General features: G+C 60.3%; 18 protein-coding genes. 2 read left to right on the plus strand and 16 right to left on the minus strand.

Annotated elements, in window-relative coordinates; genetic code table 11:
* Positions 1-75: 75 nt before the first annotated feature.
* The 3 genes from cysC to msbA all read right to left on the minus strand — a co-directional run bounded on the left by cysC (position 76) and on the right by msbA (position 3,365).
* Positions 76-681 carry an adenylyl-sulfate kinase gene (gene cysC / locus ACEN8Q_RS20950; protein WP_413423241.1) on the minus strand — a complete coding sequence of 202 codons (606 nt, stop codon included), beginning with the start codon at positions 679-681 and terminating at the stop codon, positions 76-78.
* Positions 674-1,378: a sulfotransferase family 2 domain-containing protein gene (locus tag ACEN8Q_RS20955; RefSeq protein ID WP_413423239.1), complete on the minus strand. Its 705-nt coding sequence runs from the start codon at positions 1,376-1,378 to the stop codon at positions 674-676. Before ACEN8Q_RS20955 ends, cysC begins: the two co-directional genes overlap by 8 nt.
* 184 nt (positions 1,379-1,562) lie before the next feature.
* Positions 1,563-3,365 (minus strand): lipid A export permease/ATP-binding protein MsbA, encoded by a 1,803-nt coding sequence (gene msbA / locus ACEN8Q_RS20960; RefSeq protein ID WP_413423237.1) that lies wholly within the window; start codon positions 3,363-3,365, stop codon positions 1,563-1,565.
* A 154-nt stretch (positions 3,366-3,519) separates the two neighbouring features.
* Between msbA and ACEN8Q_RS20965 the strand changes: the two genes are divergently transcribed.
* Together ACEN8Q_RS20965 and ACEN8Q_RS20970 are read left to right on the plus strand one after the other, a co-directional pair.
* Positions 3,520-5,385, plus strand: coding sequence for an O-antigen ligase family protein (locus ACEN8Q_RS20965; protein ID WP_413703680.1), 1,866 nt, complete (start codon positions 3,520-3,522; stop codon positions 5,383-5,385).
* The gene (locus tag ACEN8Q_RS20970) at positions 5,382-6,596 is read left to right on the plus strand and encodes an acyltransferase family protein (RefSeq protein ID WP_413423233.1); all 1,215 of its coding nucleotides are present in this window, start codon (positions 5,382-5,384) and stop codon (positions 6,594-6,596) included. The genes ACEN8Q_RS20965 and ACEN8Q_RS20970 overlap by 4 nt, the downstream gene beginning before the upstream one ends.
* Before the next feature lie 72 nt (positions 6,597-6,668).
* On the opposite strand, the gene ACEN8Q_RS20975 is transcribed toward ACEN8Q_RS20970, so the two are convergent.
* The 13 genes from ACEN8Q_RS20975 to waaC all read right to left on the minus strand — a co-directional run bounded on the left by ACEN8Q_RS20975 (position 6,669) and on the right by waaC (position 20,603).
* Positions 6,669-7,553, minus strand: a complete 885-nt coding sequence (locus ACEN8Q_RS20975; protein ID WP_085717381.1) for a glycosyltransferase — start codon at positions 7,551-7,553, stop codon at positions 6,669-6,671.
* Positions 7,550-8,704, minus strand: a complete 1,155-nt coding sequence (locus tag ACEN8Q_RS20980) for a glycosyltransferase family 4 protein (RefSeq protein WP_413423229.1) — start codon at positions 8,702-8,704, stop codon at positions 7,550-7,552. Before ACEN8Q_RS20980 ends, ACEN8Q_RS20975 begins: the two co-directional genes overlap by 4 nt.
* On the minus strand, positions 8,701-10,143 hold the full coding sequence (locus ACEN8Q_RS20985) for a PIG-L deacetylase family protein (RefSeq protein ID WP_413423227.1): 1,443 nt from the start codon (positions 10,141-10,143) through the stop codon (positions 8,701-8,703). The genes ACEN8Q_RS20980 and ACEN8Q_RS20985 overlap by 4 nt, the downstream gene beginning before the upstream one ends.
* A gap of 8 nt (positions 10,144-10,151) precedes the next feature.
* Entirely contained in the window at positions 10,152-11,048 is an 897-nt protein-coding gene (locus tag ACEN8Q_RS20990; protein WP_413703681.1) for an antimicrobial resistance protein Mig-14, read from the minus strand.
* Positions 11,048-12,178, minus strand: a complete 1,131-nt coding sequence (locus ACEN8Q_RS20995) for a glycosyltransferase (protein ID WP_413423223.1) — start codon at positions 12,176-12,178, stop codon at positions 11,048-11,050. The genes ACEN8Q_RS20990 and ACEN8Q_RS20995 overlap by 1 nt, the downstream gene beginning before the upstream one ends.
* Entirely contained in the window at positions 12,162-13,919 is a 1,758-nt protein-coding gene (locus ACEN8Q_RS21000; protein ID WP_413423221.1) for a carbamoyltransferase, read from the minus strand. The genes ACEN8Q_RS20995 and ACEN8Q_RS21000 overlap by 17 nt, the downstream gene beginning before the upstream one ends.
* Before the next feature lie 165 nt (positions 13,920-14,084).
* Positions 14,085-14,420, minus strand: a complete 336-nt coding sequence (locus ACEN8Q_RS21005) for a YceK/YidQ family lipoprotein (protein ID WP_413423219.1) — start codon at positions 14,418-14,420, stop codon at positions 14,085-14,087.
* 253 nt (positions 14,421-14,673) lie between these two features.
* Entirely contained in the window at positions 14,674-16,125 is a 1,452-nt protein-coding gene (locus tag ACEN8Q_RS21010; RefSeq protein WP_413423217.1) for a lipopolysaccharide kinase InaA family protein, read from the minus strand.
* Positions 16,125-16,877, minus strand: coding sequence for a lipopolysaccharide kinase InaA family protein (locus ACEN8Q_RS21015; RefSeq protein ID WP_413423215.1), 753 nt, complete (start codon positions 16,875-16,877; stop codon positions 16,125-16,127). The genes ACEN8Q_RS21010 and ACEN8Q_RS21015 overlap by 1 nt, the downstream gene beginning before the upstream one ends.
* Positions 16,874-17,608, minus strand: a complete 735-nt coding sequence (locus ACEN8Q_RS21020) for a lipopolysaccharide kinase InaA family protein (RefSeq protein WP_413423213.1) — start codon at positions 17,606-17,608, stop codon at positions 16,874-16,876. The genes ACEN8Q_RS21015 and ACEN8Q_RS21020 overlap by 4 nt, the downstream gene beginning before the upstream one ends.
* A complete protein-coding gene (rfaP, locus tag ACEN8Q_RS21025) occupies positions 17,608-18,414 on the minus strand; it encodes a lipopolysaccharide core heptose(I) kinase RfaP (protein ID WP_413423211.1) in 807 nt (268 codons plus the stop codon). The genes ACEN8Q_RS21020 and rfaP overlap by 1 nt, the downstream gene beginning before the upstream one ends.
* The gene (locus ACEN8Q_RS21030; RefSeq protein ID WP_413703682.1) at positions 18,415-19,542 is read right to left on the minus strand and encodes a glycosyltransferase family 4 protein; all 1,128 of its coding nucleotides are present in this window, start codon (positions 19,540-19,542) and stop codon (positions 18,415-18,417) included.
* Positions 19,542-20,603, minus strand: coding sequence for a lipopolysaccharide heptosyltransferase I (waaC, locus tag ACEN8Q_RS21035; RefSeq protein WP_413423207.1), 1,062 nt, complete (start codon positions 20,601-20,603; stop codon positions 19,542-19,544). The genes ACEN8Q_RS21030 and waaC overlap by 1 nt, the downstream gene beginning before the upstream one ends.

The raw sequence follows: 20,603 nt of genomic DNA on the forward strand, positions 1-20,603 counted from the left end.
GGGCGCGATATTAACACAGGGTTGGTGTCGGCTTGTGCGGAGGCTGCAACGGGATGATTCGCCGGCTTTTATTGCTCATTTTTTGAGCAGAAAATCCGCCAGATGACGGCACGCTTCGCCCATTTCCAGCGCTTGCGTATCGATTTCGCACTCCGCATGCAGCGGCACCTCGTACGGACTGTCGATGCCTGTGAAATCCTTGATCCGGCCTTCCCGGGCAGCCCGATACAACCCCTTGGGATCACGTTGCGCGCAAACCGCAAGCGGCGTGCTCACAAACACCTCGATGAAGTCTCCGTCTGCAAACAATCGACGCGCCGCCTCACGTTCGGCCCGGAACGGCGAAATCGCCGCGACGATCACAATCAAACCCGCGTCGACCATCAGGCGCGCCACCTCGGCGGTGCGCCGGATATTTTCCCGCCGACATTCAGCCCCCATCCCCAGATCACGGCAAAGACCGGCGCGCAGGTTGTCGCCATCGAGCAAAAAGGTGTGCAACCCCTGTTGATTGAGTTGCAGCTCCAGGGCATTGGCCAGGGTCGACTTGCCGGCCCCTGACAACCCCGTCAGCCAGAGACAGCGCGGTGTCTGCGACTTGAGGGCCGCACGGTCTTCGCTCGACAGCAATAACGGGTAGGGCCTGATCGAGTGGCGAGACAACGGCGCGGCTTCATTCATATCCAAGCATCTCGTAATCACGCTGATAGACCCGCCGCACCAACCTGCGGGTGCGCACCGTGCAAAACTCGCGCGCAGGCATCGGGCGCCGCTGCTGCGACCTGTTCACGTGGGGCAGATCCGCCGGATAGTCCAACTGCTCGCAAATCAACCTGAAATCCCGCTCCAGGTGCTCCTGGTAGCCGACGAAATCCAGCGCCAGATGGCCCATGGAATCCGTCAGGAAATCCGTTTGCGCGGCGAAGTGCAGCTGTCGCTGGATCGTCTCCGGGTGCAGCCAGCGGCCGACGAAGTCATCAAAGTCGCGGTAATGGCTGACCAGTTTCTGTGCCGCGTGATCCCGTTTCCCCAAAGCGTTGCCCCGAAGGAATGCGTAAGCCGAGTAGGCCCTTTCCAGGGGATCGCGAACGAACGCGAACTTGAAACTGGCGGCAAACTGCTCGGGAAATTGCTGCTCGTACCAGTACAACGGCAAGTGGCCCGGGCTCCAGTCGTCGAACATGGCCGCACAGACACTACTACCGGCACATTTAGGGACGTGGATGAACAGGCAGGAACGCTGCTCGAAGGGTTTGGGGAAACTGACATTGGCCGACATCGACTTGTTCACCGCTTGACGGTCCACGACCGACAGGCGCCCCAGCAGAAAAGCCCGTTGCGGCTTGGGCAACAGCTTCCAGAGATAACGTTGCAACATCCAGACACCCGCGGGAAAGGGATGGCCCTCTCGATTCAAGTCAAAGTTCGTTCAGGAACCTTAACAAGCACGTTGCCGAGATTTATTCCGGTTTGGTCAAGAAGCGTAAAGGTCTGGATACAAATCACCGGACGCGTTGCACGTCGGGTGTGCGAAGGGGCGAGCCAGGCTCGCCCTTTCGGGGTCAGGCGATGTCTTCGGCCGGGGCGTCGAGGCCCATCGCATTGAGGCGCGAGTAGTAGCCGTTTTGCGCCAGCAGTTGCTCATGGGTACCGCGCTCGACGATTTTCCCCTGATCCATGACCAGGATCAGGTCGGCCTTCTCGATGGTCGACAAGCGGTGAGCGATCACCAGCGTGGTGCGACCTTTCATGACCTGATCCAGGGCTGCCTGGATATGCCGCTCGGACTCGGTATCGAGTGCCGAAGTCGCCTCGTCGAGAATCAGCAGCGGAGCATTTTTCAACAGCGCCCGGGCAATCGCCAGGCGCTGGCGCTGACCACCGGACAGCAGCACGCCGTTCTCCCCGACCTGGGTGTCCAGACCTTCGGGCAATTGGGCAATGAAGTCCATCGCGTAGGCATCCCGGGCCGCCTTTTCAATGTCTTCACGGGGTGCGCCGGCCAGGTCGCCATAGGCGATGTTGTTGGCCACGGTGTCGCTGAACAGGGTCACGTGCTGGGTCACCTGGGCGATATGCTGACGCAGGTTCAACAGCTTGTACTGTTCCACTTCGACGCCATCGATGAGGATTTCGCCCTTGTCGTGGTGATAGAAACGCGGAATCAGGTTGGCCAGGGTCGACTTGCCGCTGCCAGAACGTCCCACCAGCGCCACCATTTGCCCGGGCTCGACCGAGAAACTGATGTCATTGAGTACCTGACGCTCGGTTTCAGGGTAGGTAAAGCTGAGGTTGCGCACTTCCAGGCGGCCACTGACGGCATCACGCTCGACGGTGCCTGTATCGACTTCAGGCTCGACATCCAGTTGCTCGAAGATACTTTCAGCACCGGCCACACCCTTCTGGATGGTCGAGCTGACTTCGGACAGCTGGCGAATCGGCTTGGGCAGCAGGCCGGCCAAGGTGATGTAGGCCACCATATCGCCGGCGGAGGCATCGCCCCGCAGGAACAGCACCAGGAACATCAGCACGGCCATGGCGGTGTAGATCACCAATTGCAGCAGCGGCGTGTAGATGGCACCGGTGCGGGTCATGCGCAATTGTTTCTCGGTATTGCCCTGGCTGGCGTCGAAGAAGCGTTTCTCTTCGTACTTTTCACCGCCGAAGCTGCGCACCACGCGATAGCCCTGGATCGTTTCGGACGCCACATGCGTCACGTCCCCCATGGCCAGCTGGATTTTCTTGCTCTGCTTGCGGAATTTCTTGCTGGCCGTGCGCACCATGATGGCGATCAGCGGCAGGATGGCGACCATGACCAGGGTCAGGCGCCAGTTCATGAACAACAGCGAGGCAAACAGGAAAATCACCGTCATGCCTTCACGAATTACGACCTTGATCGCATCTGTTGCCGCCCCCGTGACCATGGTCACGTTGAAGGTGATACGTGAAATCAGGTGCCCCGAGTTATGCTTGTCGAAATACCGGTTTGGCAACACCAGCAGGTTGTTGAACAACTGGACCCGCAAGTCATGGACCAGGCCCAGGGAAACCTTGGCCAGGAAGTAGTTGCCCAGGTACGACCCCAATCCCTGCCACGCGGCGATCAGGATGATCAACAACGGCACCGCCTGCAGCAGTTGCAGGTCCCTGAGGTAGGGCACGGTTGGAAACAGCGCCGCTTCAGGGTTGGATAGACCGTCGACGAAGTACTTGAGAATGTAGCCCAGCATTGGCTGCGTCGAAGCGAAAATCAGAAAACCGACGATGCTGATCAGGAACAGGCTGATGTACGGCCGGACATAGCCGAGCAGACGGAAGTAGATTTTCAAGCTCGATGGGCTTGCGGAGAGACTGGAGTCGGTCATATCACGCGAATGTCGATGAAAAGGACGCTGACTTTAGCACAGCTTCCCCAGGGTTCTGGCAATCGCATACAGTCTGTGTATTGTGGCACGTCAAATAGCCACCAGATGTCTTTGCCTTGGTACGGTCGCTCAATTCAGGAATAAGTTACTCAGCATGCAATTAAACGCTTTGAACAGCACGTCCAACAGAATCTTCGATTTCATTTGTTTGTGGATCCTTCCGCTCGGTTATTTATTGCTGCTTTGTGCATTGTTTTTCCTGCCGGGGCGCAGTGTGCATCACAAGCTTTATTATGGCCTGTTCAGCATTCCGGCACTGATTGCCCTGTGCCTGCGTCCGCGGCTAAGCAAAGAACTGCTGCACGAACCGATCGTCATTGCAGCCCTGTTGTTTGTGGCGTGGGCACTGCTCAGCCTGTGGTGGGGGCCGGACGACGGCATTGACTTTGGTCAGTTCAAACCGCCATTGCATACCCTGTTCCTGTTCGTCGGCTGCTACATGCTGGTGCGCTATCGCAGCGAAATCATCCAGCCCCTGCTGTTCTGCGCCGCGACGGTGGCGCTGATCGTCTCTGCCTACAACCTGTACAGGTTCGGCCAGATCTACCAACCGGAAATGCGCCTGATCGGTGTAGGCGCGTTCGACAATCCACTGCTCAGCTCCCACGTTTTCGGCTTTTTCTGTACCTACTGGCTGAGCCTGAGCATGACCTGCAAGCGGCGCCAGGTACTTTGGCTGAGCATACCGGCGATGGCGATCATGTTCGCCGCAGTGCTGGCCACCGGTTCCAGGACTCCACTGGTTGCGCTGACGCTCGCTGCGCTGTGGTTGTGTTTCATCTGCTGGAATCGACGCTCGGTCCTCATGCTTGGCTCCATGTTCATCGCCGGAGCCGCGACTTTCGCGCTGTTAGCGGACAAGATCATCGAAAGAGGCAGTTCCTTCCGTATCGAGCTCTGGCAATTGACCCTGGACAGGATTGCTGAACATCCATGGATCGGCCACGGCTACAACGCCGAACTGATCCTGGACCCAGGCGTCGGCTATCCCCTCCAGGAGCCCCATAGCTTTGCCCTGGGCGTGCTCTACTACGTCGGCATTATTGGTCTGCTGCCATGGCTGTTCTTCCTCGCGTGGGGCTTCATCAGCAGCTGGCGCCATCGCGTGCAACCGCTGTTTATCATGGCCTCGGCCTGGCTGGCATTCGGTATCGGTGCGGGCCTGACCGAAGGTGGCGGGATTATCTCTCGTCCCAAGGAGCACTGGTTCCTGCTGTGGATCCCCTTGGCACTGATTGCCGCACTGAGCATGAATCAACGGGCCAGGCGCCTGCTGGACAGGCCGATCAGGACTGCAACGCCAAGCGCCCTGCAACAGTTGATTGCCGATGCCCGGGTCATCGAAGAAGATGGTTTGGGCCCCAAGGTCCTGCGCCTGACCGATGGCAGCTTTCTCAAGCTGTTCCGCCGCCGCCGCTGGTACACCTCGGGCAGTTTCACACCCTATTCCGATCGGTTTGCCATCAACGCAGTGCAACTGCGCGGCATGGGCATCCCGACACCACACATTCTCGACCTTTACCGGTTCGAAGACGGCAGCACCGCTGTGCACTACTCGCCCTTGCCAGGCAACACCCTGCGCCAGATCCTGCAAGGCATCACGGCCCCGGCAGTGCGCCAGGCACTGGTGGAGCGTTTCGGCAAATTCATGGCTCAATTGCATCAGCAAGGGGTCTACTTCCGCTCCCTGCATCTGGGCAATGTGCTGGTACTGGAGGACGGCGAGTTCGGCCTGATCGACCTGGCCGACCTGCGAATCTACCCTTCATCATTGAGCCCTTCCCTGCGCCGGCGTAATCTGCGCCACATGAAGCGCTACGCAGAAGATCGGCACTGGCTGTTCGAGGACCACTTCGAAGCGCTACTGCAGGGATACGCCGCAGCGGCTTCGAAAGCCGACGTGGATAATTTGCACAGGCAAGTGCTGGCCGGAAGTCCTCCGGCCCAGGCTCACCGATGACCGAAACCAACCCGCTTATCGCGATGACGGCCTACCTGCTCGCCATCGCGACCGCTGCGCTACTGCTGCGCACCGTGCCGAGATTCGCCCGACAGCTGGAGCATAGCGGTGAAAGCCGCTTTGCCGGCATCGACGGCTTACGCGGCTATCTGGCTTTCGGCGTGTTCGTGCACCACTCGATAATCACCTGGATCTTTCTGCAAACCGGTGTGATCGATTTTCCGCCGAGCAACTTCTACTCGCAGCTCGGCCAGGGCAGCGTCGCCCTCTTTTTCATGATTACCGGTTTTCTGTTCTGGGACCGTTTGCTCACCCACGGACGGCAACACGACTGGCTGGCGTTTGCAGTATCGCGGCTGTTTCGCCTCTACCCGCTCTACCTGCCGCTGATGTTGACTGTGTTTGTCAGCGTGTTCCATTTGCAGGGCTGGGAGCTCAAGGACTCGGTTATCCAGCTCATTGGCCAGACCCTGGCCTGGCTGACCTTCGACCGGCCAGACGTCAACCAGTACCACCAGACCGGCATGCTGATCTCCAATGTCACCTGGACGCTGGGCTACGAAGTGTTTTTCTACATGGCCCTGCCACTGGCCGCCATGCTGTTCATTTATCGTGGCGGCTGGATGCAGACGGTGTTGTGCCTGATCGGCATCTACGCCCTGTACCAGGTGGTCGGCTGGGAACACTCGCTGAAGAAACATTTCCTGGCCAGCTTCCTCGGCGGCATCGCTGCGGCGTACTGGATTCGTCGCCCACAATGGGTCGCCTGGAGCTTGTCTCCGCTGGCGGGCATCATCGCTCTGCTCGCATTGGCGATCGCCTTTACCGTGTTCAACCGTGCATTCAACCTGGGAGCGTTGCTGCTGCTTTCACTGTTTTTTGTGATTGTGGCGTCAGGCAATACCTTGTTCGGCGCCCTGAGGCCACGCAGCATTCGCTGGCTCGGGGAAATCAGCTACAGCACGTATTTGCTGCACGGGTTCGTGCTCTGGATTCTGCTGCAGAGACTGCCGCCGGTATTGCATCTTGACGCCCGACAAGCCTGGGTCTTCCTGCCGCTGCTAGCCGTGTGCAGTTGCCTGCTGATCATCATCAGCAGTCTGACTTACCAGTACATCGAAAAACCAGGTATCAATGCCGGCAAGAAAACCCTGTACTGGTTACGCCAGAACAGGAAGCTCAGGAACGAGCCGGAGAAGACGGCTCAATAACGTTGAGCAATCGCCAGGGACATGTCATTGCGGACAATGCCATGTTTCCCCCCTTTGAATCCGGCCCCTGGCTCAGTCTTTCTCCAGCCGTGAGAAATACATCCGGCCCAGCCCACGCCAGGTTTTCCTGTTCCAGGCCTTGAACGGAATCTGCGCCAGCAACTCACGCGCCAACTTGCGATCGCGGTTGGCGGTCTTGAGGAACATGGAATTGAGAAACTTGTAACGCACCTCGTCATACAGCGGGTGATCGCTGAAGAGCGCATAGGTACGCAGGATGCTGTCGATCATGAAGCGGTGGTTCTTGTAGGAGTTGGTGGCGTGCTTGCGATAGCGCGCCATCAACACATTCAGGCCATCGATGAAATAACCGGCATGGGTCACCTTCAACTCGATCAGCAAGTCTTCCAGGCGAATGGTCGGGTCGAAACCGCCCACCTTCTCCAGCGCTTCGCGACGGATCATCAGGGTCGGTGCCGGTGGATAGGGCTTGCGCTCCAGGAACATGTCATCGAAGTCCAGGCGACGGAACGGCACATCCCGGCGCTGGCGTTTCTCCGGGTAAAGGTTACCGTCGGCATCGATCAGCTCGATGTTGCCGGCGCAAATGCCGACCTCGGGCTTGCCGTCCATATGAGCGACCTGTGTGGCGATACGCTCCGGCAACATGATGTCATCCGAACCGAACGGCACGATCAGGCTGCCCTTTGCCCGGGCAATCGCACCATTGAGGGTGTTGGTCAGCCCCTGGTTTTCCTGAACCCGGAAGTCGAAACCATGGATGGCCTGTAACGCCTTGATCCGCTCGACGCTGTCATCCTTCGAGCCATCATCGACCACCAGCAACTCAATGTTCCGATAGGTCTGGTTGAGGACGCTGAGAATGCTTTCCTCGATGTAAGGGGCGTGGTTGTACGACGCGATAATGACCGTGACGATGGGTTGCGCGTCGTTCATGGCTGTTCCTTGCGGGCCTGTTCCAGGCCGGAGTCGATCAGATTGAGGTATTCGCGACGGAATTCCTCGATGTCATGGTGTTGTTGCAGATAACGGAAGGCCTGCTCGCCCTTGGCCTTGAGCTCGTCATCCGACAGCCCGAGGTAAGTGTCCAGCGCAGCCTGCAGCGTCGGCACATCCTTCGGCATAATCGCCAGGCCACCGGCCCCCTCGATGAGCGGCAACATGGCCGGCACGTTCGAGGCAATCACCGGCAAATGCCCGCTCATGCCTTCAAGCAGCGCCAGCCCGAGGCCTTCGGCCAGGGAAGGCATGGTCCAGATGTCGAAAGCGCGAATGTACTGCAGGGCAATTTCCTTGAACCCCAGCAAATGGGCACGACCGCCGAGGCCGAGGCGGTCGATTTCCGCGGCCAGGCGTGACTCTTCGCGACCGGCACCAATGATCGCCAGCTGGGTATTCGGGTATTTGTCCTTGAGCGCGGCAAAGGCCTGCAGCAAATAGATATGGCCCTTGACCGGCACCAGTCGCCCCAACGCACCGATCAGCCGCACCGACGGATCGATGCCCAGCATTTCGCGGGCCTTTTCACGACTGTGTTGCAGACCTTCGGCTTGCTCGATGTCGATGGCATTGGTGATGGCGTAGGTATTCTGGTCGGTGAAGCCACAGTCACAGTCCAGCAGATACTGTTTCACCGCTGGCGACACGCCAACGAAGCGCCAGTGACGATCGATCAGGCGCTGGGTCTGGCGGCGCCGGTAAAAACGGTCGTACTCGCCAAAACCGTGGGAAATGCCGATGCACAACGGCACTTTCAACCAGCGGTTGAGCGCCAGCATCATGTTCACCGGCTTGAAGCGGTTGCAGATCACCACATCGAATTTTTCCCGACGGCAGAACTTGTACAGCTGCCACATCGCCCGCAGGCGCATGCCCTTGAGGGACTTGTCGGAAAACTCGAAGTACACCGAACGGTCGGCGCGGCTCACCGCTTCGCCCGGCCCGGGTTTGCCACGCAGAAACGCGGCGGTCACTTCATAGCGATCACCGGGCAGGGCCTTGACGATCTGCTCCGCGAGGTCGGCGAAATCATGGGCTTTGACGTTGTAGTCAGGCTGCAGTTGCAGGACCTTTGACCGCTGACTCATAACTCTCCCCGCTGAGAAACATTGCCTGGTGTGTGCTTGATGGACCACAAAAGTTCGTGGCGCCGGACTGCCTTGCGAAAGAATTCGTTCTCGCCATAGGTTGGCGGCAACCGGCCGGCCAACAACCGTTGTATCAACCGACGCAAGCGACGCTTGAATGGCATCGCCGGTTGCAGGTCGTGCATCATGCCTAACGCCATGGCTTTGTCCCGCTGTTGCTCAAGCGGCATCGACAGGCAATAAGGCTGCATCGGTTGGGTCGAATCGAAGGCCGGCGGCAAGGCGATGCCATCACCGCTGTCGCCCATCGGCCAGCGGTCGTTGTCGTGCAGGTGATTGGCGTAGCCCAATAGCGTGGTCGGCTGCCAGTCCAGGCCCTGCAAGGCTTCAAGGACTGCCGCCTGGGCACAGATATGATCGGGATGCGGATCCAGGGTCGGATGCGGCAGGACGATCACCTCGGGCCGGGCGCGCAGCAGCAACTCGCGCAGATCCGCCAGCAGATTGTTCCAGGTCGGCGCACCATCGGCATCGCCGGGCAGCGCGAAAGGATTCAACTGACGGAACAGCCGGGTATCGCTCAGGTCCGCTTCCCGCGATCCCGCCGCCACGGCAGGCGCGGACTGCATGCTTGCCAACTGCAGGCAGAAGTAACCCAGTTGTACGCAGTGAGCCTCGGGTACACCGGCCCAACGTGGCACGGCAATGCTGTCCCAGGTGCGCAGACGGCCTTTCAAGCGAGCCGCATCGACCTTGTTCAGGCCCATCTGCTGATAGTGTTCGGCTTCGATTTCACCCGCTGTCAGTGTGACGATCCAGGTTTCGTCGGCCTGACTGTACAAACCGTAGGCCGCCAGCTCGGCGTCATCAGCATGAGGCGCGATGACCATCACCCGCTGACGCCGGTAATCCGGATGCTCGAACGCCCACAGCACAGGCTCGCCAAACACGCGACAGAAATGCCCGCGCAAGCGCAGGTCACCACGCGACAGCGCCTGAGCCTGGCCACTGAGATTGAGGTAACGCAGGCCGTTTACACCGCGCTCGAAGGTTTGTCGGTCTGGGCTTTCACCCCCGATCAACTCGACCACCGGATCGATAAAACGTCCCAGCCAGGTGCTTTTTACCCGCAGGGCCAGCACCAGTGTCGCGTCGTCGACCAGCATCACGCCCTCGTCCAGCCGCAAATGTTCACCACTCAGGTGCACCTTGGGCTGTGGCGTGTACGGGGGAAAGCTGTACTGGTAATCGTCTTTCGGGGAGTAGAACAGATGATCGGCAAACCAGGCTTCGTGGGCAATCCAGCCCAGAACCGCCAGCACCAGCGGCAACCACCAGGCCACCAGCACCCCGATGACGATCAACAGCACCAGCGCTATCAACAGGCCGATACGTTTATTGCGCCGATGACGCTTGAGCAGTTGCTGTTTGCGGCTCATGGCTTGGCTCATACGGTGAAGACCGGCACAGAGTTGCACCAGCGATCCTTGTACTCACGGTCGGCACGACCAAAGGAAAAGCGCAATGGTTTGTCCTGCGCCCGGGCATGCTCCCAGGCGCTTTGCGTATTGAGAAAACTCAGCACGCTGCCGGGGCTGAACTCACGGGTTTGCGGATCGACCCCACCGTTGATGTACTCGACGCTGATCCATTGCGGGGTTTCGACGCGGTACACCAATTGAATCGCAATCGGCGCATCGTTGAGGAAAATCACCGAACCGATCAGCAACTCGCGCAGCAACTCGATGACGTCGGCCATGCGTTCGGCCCCCGTCGCCGGGAAGCCCCAGCGGCGCTGGAACAGGTCGCAATAAATAGCCGCCAGCTCCGCGCTGGAAAATTCGGACACCGGTCGCACCACGCCACCGGCCTCCTCCAGCAAGCGCAATTCGCGGCGCTGGTTATAGCGAAACTTTTTCGACAGTTCTTCGGGGGTGCGGGCCATGGCCAATTGTTCGGCTTGCAACCTGATGCCAGTGAAACGGCCTTCGTTCAGCGCCGACAGATACCGCGCGCGATGGCGCAAAGGCGCCGTGGCATCGGCAGCGGCCGGCAGGATGATTTCGGCGTTGCCCAGGTCGAACAGACCTTTTTTGCCGCGACGCTTGAGCACGTCCTTGGACAAGGCCAGGTCGCGCCCCCAGGTCGGGATCGCCGCCTTGATCTCACCACCCTGCAACCAGGCCAGGTAGCGCACCGGAATGTCGGCCAGTGTCGCCAGCCGCTCGACCACCATGGGATGAGTCGCGACGCTGCCGCCATATCGTTGCCAGGTTTCGGCGTAAGTCGAGGCGTCGACTACCGCCCAGCCACGCTCGCGCCAGCCTTGAAATCGGTTGAGCATCAGCCCCTCTGTGCCAGTTCGGTAACGTGTGGCAAATGCCAGAAAGCATCGCGCACCGCTCGGTCGGAAAAGCGCTCGCGCAAGCGTTCGAGCATCAACTCGGCACACTGTCGGCGTTGCTGATCATCCATGCCGGCCAGGTGTTGCAGCCCCTGGGCCAGATGTCCGGCATCGCCCAACGGGAACAGGATGCCCACGCCTTCGACCACTTCCTTCGCTCCGCCGCAGGCCGTGGCCAGCAAGGGTACGCCGGCGGCCATGGCCTCCAGCAGCACCATGCCGAACGGTTCGTGATCGGAACTCAGGGCAAACACATCGAAGGCCCGGAAATAGTTGCGCGCATCCGGCACCTGACCAAGGAACAACACTCGGTCACCAATGCCAAGCTGACGGGCCTGAGCCTTGAGCTTTTCCTCCAGGCGCCCCTTACCGAGAATGACCAGCTGGCTGTTGCCCGGCAACCTCGGCAATGCCTCGGCGAAACCCTGCAGCAGCGTGGCCTGGTCCTTGTCCGGATGCAGCCGTCCGACGTTGCCGACGATCCAGGCATCCGCCGCCAGACCGAGGGTTTCCCGGGCCTCGCGAGCCGACACTTGCGTGGCTTGCAAGGCATCCACGTCGATACGGTTGTACAACGTCTGAATTCGCGAAGCCGGCCACTTCGGCAGGCAATTACGCATGTCGTCGCGCACCGCGTCGGACACGCCGAGCAGACTCAAACGCTTGCGAAAAATATGCGCAAACAGCTTGCGGCTGCCGCGTTTGTAGTCGTCAAACCCGTGGTGCACGCCAATGACCGGCAACGACGTACCGAGCAAGGCGATATAGATGGGTTTGAAGCGGTGAGCGATGCAGAAACTGAAGTTGCGCGACGCGGCGATCTTGCGCAGATCGCCGATGGCTCCCAGCTTCAGGCCGCGAATGGCCTTGGAGCTGTACTCCATGAACAGCACTTCATCGGAAGCGCAGCCCGCGGCGACTTCGGCATCGGCGGCCCCGGTGAGAAACACCGTGGTCACACGATAACCGCTCCCCGCGAACAGACTGGCGTACTGCCGTGCGCAGTCCAGGAACGGCCCGTCATAGCCGTGGCAGAACTGCAGCACATGGCGTTCAGCCGAACGTGTCATAGGCGTTCGCGCCCTCTTTGACCACCAGGATGTCTTCCATGATCAGATACTGTAGATCCGAACCGAAGAACATATTCAGCGCATCGGTCGGCGAGCAGATCATCGGTTCGCCGCGACGGTTGAGCGAAGTGTTGAGCGACACGCCGTTGCCGGTGAGCACTTCCAGCGCTTTCATCATGTCGTAGTAGCGCGGGTTGTATTCGCGCTTGAGCACCTGGGCGCGGGAGGTACCGTCTTCGTGGACGACTTCCGGCACGCGGGTTTTCCACTCTTCAGCCACTTCGAAGGTGAAGGTCATGAACGGAGCCGGGTGATCGATCTTGATCATCTGCGGCGCCACGGTGTCGAGCATCGACGGGCAGAAAGGCCTCCAGCGCTCGCGGAACTTGATCTGGTGGTTGATGCGGTCGGCCACGCCGGCCACGCTCGGGCAACCGATGATCGAGCGACCACCCAGTGCACGCGGACCGAACTCCATGCGGCCCTGGAACCACGCCACCGGGTTGCCATCGACCATGATCCTGGCGATCTGCTCCGGCATGTTGTCGAGCTTGCGCCAGGCTGGCTTATTCTCGTGACGGGCACACGCAGCGATAACATCTTCGTTGCTGTACGACGGGCCGAGGTAGACGTGTTCCATCTTCTCGACCGGTACGCCACGGGCGTGAGACACGTAGGCCGCTGCACCCACCGCGGTACCGGCATCGCCGGACGCCGGCTGTACGAACAGCTCCTTGACGTCGTCGCGGGCAATGATTTTCTGGTTGAGCTTGACGTTCAATGCACAGCCACCGGCGTAGGCCAGCTTGCCGGTTTCCTTGAGCACGTCGCCCAGGTAGTAATCGATCATCTGCAGCGCAATTTTTTCGAACAACGCTTGAATGCTGGCGGCGTAGTGGATGTAAGGCTCGTCGGCGATGTCGCCTTCGCGCTTGGGACCCAGCCACTCGATCAGCTTCGGCGAGAAGTAGTAACCCTTGCCCTTCTCTTTGTAGCGACGCAAGCCGATGACGTTGGCGTAGTCGGTGTTGATCACCAGCTCGCCGTTTTCGAACGAAGCCAGGCGCGAGAAATCGTATTTGCTGGCGTCGCCGTACGGCGCCATGCCCATGACCTTGAACTCGCCATCGAGCATATCGAAACCGAGGAACTCGGTGATCGCGCCGTACAGGCCGCCGAGGGAGTCCGGATCGAAGAATTCCTTGATCTTGTGGATCTTGCCGTTTACGCCATAACCGAAGAAGGTCGTGGCGTACTCACCCTTGCCGTCGATCCCGAGGATCGCGGTTTTCTCTTTGAAACCGGAGCAGTGATAAGCGCTGGAGGCGTGGGCCAGGTGGTGTTCGACCGGCTCGATCTTGATCTTCTTCGGATCAAAACCCAGTTGCTCCAGGCACCAGACGATCTTGTTGCGATAGCGCTTGTAGCGACGGTTGCCCATCAGGATCGCGTCGAGTGCACGGTCCGGGGCGTACCAGTAACGCTTGGCGTACTGCCAGCGGGCCTTGCCGAACAGGCTGATCGGGGCAAACGGAATCGCGACCACGTCAACGTCGGACGGCTTGATACCGGCCTGTTCCAGGCAGAACTTCGCCGATTCGTAGGGCATGCGGTTCTTTGCATGTTTATCGCGTACGAAGCGTTCCTCTTCAGCCGCCGCGACCAGCTTGCCGTCGATATACAGGGCTGCGGAAGGATCATGGCTAAGGGCGCCGGACAGGCCAAGAATCGTCAATGCCACAGGGGTCTAGCCTCTTTAGTCTGCATGCAGGCGCAAGCGCCTCAAAAATTAATGTGCCCTCGCAATGGGCGAGAGACAGCTAAAGGGCGGGATTATAGCGTAAAAGCAGCGGCAAGCCTCTAGCCGCAAGTGGCAAGCCACTACGGCGCGGACCTCGCGGCATTTTCATCCGCGCGCAGGTCGCCAATAGACAAGGATGTTGCCGTCCACGCTTTGCCGGTAAATCGTGTATGGCAGGACAACGGTGTCCAGCGCGCCAGACACGGCCAGGTCCACCAAAACGAACGGCACAAGAATACCCGTAGGGTCTGGCGGTGCATTCAAAACACAGAAGTCGTAAGCCAAGCCGCTATAGACCCGGGGAATGGACTGGCAATAGGTCTTTTGCCTGCGCAACCCCTGCGCTGCTTCGGCTTCATCCTGCAGGACGGTGGCGGCGGTCCCGCAGCCCATTAGCGACACGGTTAAGACACCTGATGCAACTGCCATTTTGATCGTCACAGCCTGCCCTCCGGGAACGTCAGGCAAACTAGCATCGGGGAGATTGTGGCCACAGTTCATGGCTTCCCAAGATCGCGTAGGACGGTTCACAGGAACTTGTGTGCTTTCTCGGCTGACAGTTCCGGCCTCTTCGCGAGCAAGCCCGCTCCCACATTTAAACTGAGGTGCTCACAGGTTTTGTGTTCACCAACAATCCTTGTGGGAGCGGCGGTGCGGCGATCCGACTTGCTCGCGAAAGGGCCGCAGGCCCGATTCAGTCAGCGCTGGAGATGTCTTTGGGTAGCCGCTGATCAATCACCTGATACAGCGCGCTGCTTTCAGGCCAATTGCGCATGAACCGCGCACGGTCCCTTGCATATGCCGGGGCGAAACTGCCAAGGGAGGCGTGCTGGCACATCGAATCGAGGTCGATCAACGCCCAGCGGTCTCGCTGCCAGAACAGGTTATGGCCCTTGAAGTCGCCATGGCTGATGCGCTCACGAATCAACTCGGCGAACAGATGATCCAGCGCCGCCAGCTCGGCTTCCGGTGCATCGCCCTGCTCCACATACGGCGCAAAACGTTCGATGATGTCCGGCCCCGACAGATACTCGGTGATCAGGTAAGCCCGGCTGCGCAGCCACAGAAAACGCTTTTCCAGCAACGCCAGCGGCTTGGGTGTGGCAATCCCGAGGAACGCCAGGCGGTTGCCTTCGCGCCATGAATGCCAGGCCCGGCTCGGGCGCCAGAAGCGCTTGAGCCAGTGGGCGAAACCCTTGATGTTGTAGCGTTTGATCACCAGCGTGCGGCCATCCACCTCGACCTTGCCGACGCTCGCCGCACCGCCGGTCTTGTACAGATGTCCCTGGTCGAGCAAGGCATCGGCCTGCTCCAGCACCGCCAACATCGACGACTCTTCCTCGCGGCGAATCGCCCGCAATCCGAAGGCCCCGCGCTGGACGCTGAACAGAGTGCACTCACGGCCGACCTTGATCAGGAAGTCCTTGAGGCGCCAGCTGCGGACCTTGTCGATCTGCTTCTGCAACGCTTCCATGGGCAAGGCGTGCTCGCCGTTGCTGAGCAGGTAATACACCAGCAACTCTTCAATGAAAGGCTCGATCGACTTCGGTAGCTGGGCGAAGAACACCCCGAGGTTTTCCAGGACCTTCTGCCGTGACAGCGGCTGGCCGGGCGTCTCGCAACAGATACCCGCGCCATCGATCAGGTACAGGCGACCGCCCTGACGCAGCAAGTTGTCCAGGTGCAGGTCTTCCTGCCACAGGCCCTTGCGATGCATCTGGCCGATCGCCCCCAACGCCTCGGCCAACACCGCCCCTTGCCCATCGGACAGTACGGGCTGCTGCTCAACCTGCTTCCAGGTGTCGCCCAGGCTTTCGGCCTGCTCAAGGAAATCAAACAGCAGCCAGCCACCCTCGCCGTCCTTCAGGCCATCGGCCAACAGCTGCGGCGTGGTCAGCCCCTGGGCGGAGAGCAGGCGCACGCCATCCAGTTCACGCTGAAAATGCCGTGCAGCCTTGCCGCCGACCAGCAATTTGGCCAACACCGGCCGGCCACGCCAGACGCCGGCACCGACATAACGCTGCCCCGGCAAGACCCGCAACAGGCTCAGCAGTTGCAGCTCGGCGGGGCCGGCGGCATCGGCCAGCGATACGCTCAGCGGCAATACGGGATTGCGGCCAGCAGCCTTCAGTTCTGACAAACGCATCAGCGTGGCCTCTTTTGACTGCGCCGCACGGTCAAACGCTTCAGCCAGCTGTCGACCAGCGAGCTGTCCTGCGGTTGATCCAGATAGGCTGCCAGTAATTGCCGCAGTTGCGACTCGCCCCACTCGGGCGCGCGACGCGCCAGGGGTTCCAGGTCCTTGATCCGGTCACGCTGCCCATACAGCAGAGGTCGGGTCTTTTCCAGATCGATCAATTGAGCCTGATAGCCGTTGCCGGTGGCGCGCATGAAAATATGCTTGGGATAAAAGCACCCATGCACCTGACGTGCAGCGTGCAGCTGCCTGGCCAGTTCGCCACTGGCCTTGAGGATTTCCGAGTGCTGCTCAGGGCTCAATTCATCCCAGCGCTGCAGCAGCGACTCGAGGTCGTCCCAACCGTCCAGGGCGCGGGTCAGCAGAATCGAGCGCACTTCGCCATTAACCTTGCGCTCCCCGTAGAACACCGCTTCCAGCGCCGGAACCCCCAACTTCCGGTAACGGGAGATGTTGCGAAACTCGCGAGCGAAACTCGGCTCGCCGAAGGGGGCGCGTAACGTACGGGTCAGATAGTTGCTTTGACGCTTGAGGTAGAAACCATGACCTTCCAGATCCAGCCGAAACACACTGCTCCAGCCCCCGCGACCGGTGTTGGGTTCGTCCACCGCATCGAGTTGCCTGGTCCAGAGCGCATCGAACGTGCCGAGGCCATGGCGCTCAAGCAGCGCACGGTCTTCAGCGGCCAGAAAATCAGTCATTCGCGCCCCTCGAAAAATCTCAACACATGCCGGATGCGTTTTTTGTCCGCCGCGTTGAGCCGGGTCCGGTTGCGGTATTGCAGGTAAAAGCGCAGCCGCTGGGTCGCCGACAGTTGATACTTGGCAACCTTGTCCAGGCACGCCAGATCCTTGGTGATGCGGTACTTGAGCCAGAAACCGCGCCAGAAATCGCCGTTGGGGCAATCGATCAAAAACAGTCGGGCCTCATCGTCGATCAGCAAGTTGCGCCACTTCAAGTCGTTATGGGTGAAACGGTGGTCGTGCATGGTCCGGGTGTGCTGGGCCAACTGACGACTGACAGTATCGACCCACGCGCGATCCGATAGTTTCGGATCGCGTCGCTCGGCCAGTGCCGACAAGTCTTCGGTACGCGGCAGTTCCCGGGTAATCATCGCGCCGCGAACGTAGGCCACACCCCGCCGCTCCAGCCCCCAGGCCACCACGTCGGCAGTGGGGATACCCCACTTGGCGAAGCGCTTGAGGTTCTGCCATTCCATCTTCACCCGAGGTTTGCCCAGGTAACGCCGCAAGCCCCTGCCAGCACCCACGTAGCGCTTGACGTAATAGTTGACGCCATTGCGCTCGACACGGATGACCTCCGAAAGCAGGTCACTGGTGATTTGCTCGCCTTGCAGCGCAAACACGGCCTCGAGGCTGCCAAAGTCACCGGCCAGGTCACTGTAGGCCGGCTCCAGTCTCCAGCCCGACATCAGAGCGCATCCCCGTATCGCTGTTTACGCTCGTAGAGTTTGTTGGCCTTGCCATCGAGCCATGCCAGCAAAGCGGCCTCTTCACTCAGGATCTGACGCAGCGGCTGCTGGAAATAGCCCCTGAGGAAACGCAGCTTGTCGCGGCGGGTCAGGCCGATGTCCAGCGCGGAAAAGTACAGGGCCGCCAGGTCCTTGTTGCGCCAGCGCGAAGTGATCGCCGGACGGGTCTGGGCGCGGTGCAGGTCGATCACCGAGAGCTTGAAGTCGTCTGCGGTCACCGGTTTGTCGGTGTGCAGCAGGAAGTGGCAGATGTAGCAGTCGCGGTGGTTGACCCCGGCGCGGTGCATCATGCCGGTCATGCGTGCAACTTCAGCGATCAGCGCGCGCTTGAGCTTTGGCTCGGGCGGCTGTTTGATCCAGTTAATGCTGAAATCTTCGAGGCTGACCGTGGGCGCCAACTCTTCGGTGACGATGAATGAGTGCTGGTCGGCCGGGTTGCTGCCCTTCTCGCCATACGCGACAGCGGTCATGGTCGGCACGCCAGCTTCCTTCAGGCGCTGAATGGCCTGCCACTCCTGACCGGCACCCAGTACGGGAAGCTTGGCCGTGGCCAGGTTCTTGAAGATTTCGCCCCAGCCGATGCCGCGATGGATTTTCACGAAAAACCCGTTGCCGTCGACTTCCGTGCGTAACGTCCGGCGTGCTTCCAGCTCGCGGTACACCTCGCCCTTGAGCCCCTCGACTTCAGCGAACGGGTCGCGTCCGGCCCAGAGGCTCTTGAACGGTTCAGCCAGCATCAACTTCATTTAAGCGTGCTCCGCCAGAATCACATCGGCCGCGTGCTGCGGCATGCTGTAAAGGTCGGCCGTCTCGGCGTAGGCCAGACCATTGCGGCTCCAGGCCGCCCTTGCTTGAGCGTCGTTCAACATGCCGGTCAGGTACTGCGTCAGCTGTGCCTGATCGAACGGTTCGTCCAGCACCAGGCCAGCATCGGCCTCGGCGATGTAATGGGCGTAACCACACACCGCGCTCACCAGCACCGGCAAGCCGGCCACCAGTGCTTCAAGCAGCACGGTGCCGGTATTTTCGTTGTACGCCGGGTGGATCAACAGATCGGCCCCCAACAGGAAACGCGGGATATCGCTGCGCCCCTTGAGGAACGTGACGTTGTCGCCCAGCCCCAATGTTGCACTCTGCATCTGGAATAATTTGGGGTCATCCTGGCCAATTACAAACAGCCGCGTGCGCTTCCTCAACTCGGCAGGCAATGCCGCCAGTGCCTTGAGGCTGCGGTCCACACCTTTGGTCTTGAACCCGGAGCCGATCTGCACCAGCAGCAGTTCGTCGTCCTTGAGATTGAACTCGGCACGAAACCCTGCACGAATTTCATCGGCATCGGCATCGGCCGGCCGGCGACGGTCCTGGGCGATACCCGGTGGCAGCAGGTGGAAACACTCCAGTGGCGTGTCGTAATGCTTGATGAACAGCGGCTGCTGGACCTCGGAAATCATCAACACTTCGGTCTTGGCACCCTTGGCGAACACCGCCCGCTCGTATTCGGCGAAGTGGCGATAGCGGCCCCAGCGGCGATACAGCGAATTGCGCAAGTTCTGCGCCTTGTCTTCGAAGCAGCCGTCGGCGGCGTAGTAGACGTCCAGGCCCGGCATCTTGTTGAAGCCGATCAGGCGGTCGACCGGGCGCCGGGCCAGGTCCGCCTCCATCCATTCGCTGAGCTTTTCGTTGCGTCGATGGTTGAAGAACGCCTTGACCGGCGCCACCAGCACTTCGAAACCCGGCGGCACTTCGCCTTCCCAGATCAGCGTGTAGACGCGGATCTGATGGCCGCGCTTCTGGCACTCCAGGGCGATGCGCATGAAATCGCGCTGCAAGCCGCCAAACGGAAAATATTTGTACAAGACAAATGCCAATTGCATCAGCGCAGCTCCTCAGCCATTAACAACGTGCTCAGTCGGCTGGCGACACGCTCGGGGTTCAGACGCGTGAAGCACAACGGCCACTCGCGTTTCAGGTCAAATTGACGGGCATCTTCGGCCGTCGGTTGATAGGTACATTTCTTTTGCAGGCACGGCGCGCACGGGAAGTCGCTGGCCATGTGAATCTGCACCTTGCCGTAGGCGCCGGTCAGGCCCGGATTGGTCGGGCCGAACAGCGACAGCGTCGGCACATCCAGCGCGGCGGCCAGATGCCCCAGGCCGGTGTCCACTGCCACACAAGCTTGCGCGCCGGCCAGCACCTTGCCGACCCCTGCCAGATTCAGTTTTGGCAGCACTTCGGCGTGCTTGAAACCCGCAGCGATACGCTCGGCCCGGGCCTTCTCCTGCGCATTGCCCCAAGGCAACTTCACGCCGACGCCAAGGTAGCCGACCCGCTCGGTCAGCTCGCGCCAATAGGCTTCGGGCCAGTGTTTGGTGTCCCAGGTGGTGCCATGCAGAAACACCACGTAAGGGTTCTTGCGCGGCAACTCCACCAGGCGTTCGATATTCAGCCCGTAGTCGCCCAGGCCTTTGGGCAAGTCATAGCCCAGCGCGATGGCGAACAACTGGCGCACTCGCTCCACCGCGTGCTGCCCGCGGGCAACGGCCAGGCGTCGATCATAAAAGCGCGCAGCAATGGGCTCGCGTGCGGAGCTTTTATCGAGGCCGGCCACCGGCGCCTTGACGTAACGGGTCAGCCAGGCGCTTTTCAGCAAGCCCTGGGCGTCGATCACCAGGTCATACTTGGTGGCGCGAACGCTTTGCTTGAAGCGCTTCCACTCGCCGCTCTTGATGGTCTGCCAGATGTTTTTGCGCCAGCGACGGATCGCCACCGGAATCACCTTGCCCACCGCCGGGTGCCAGGTCGGGATCTCGGCAAAGCCTTCTTCCACCACCCAGTCGAATTTGATGCCGGGAATCGCCCGCGCCGCGTCAGTCAACGCCGGCAACGCGTGAATGACGTCGCCCAGCGAAGAAGTCTTGATCAACAGAACCCGCAA

Source organism: Pseudomonas sp. Pseusp16 (assembly GCF_047324915.1).
In the GTDB taxonomy this organism is placed as follows: domain Bacteria; phylum Pseudomonadota; class Gammaproteobacteria; order Pseudomonadales; family Pseudomonadaceae; genus Aquipseudomonas; species Aquipseudomonas fluorescens_CD.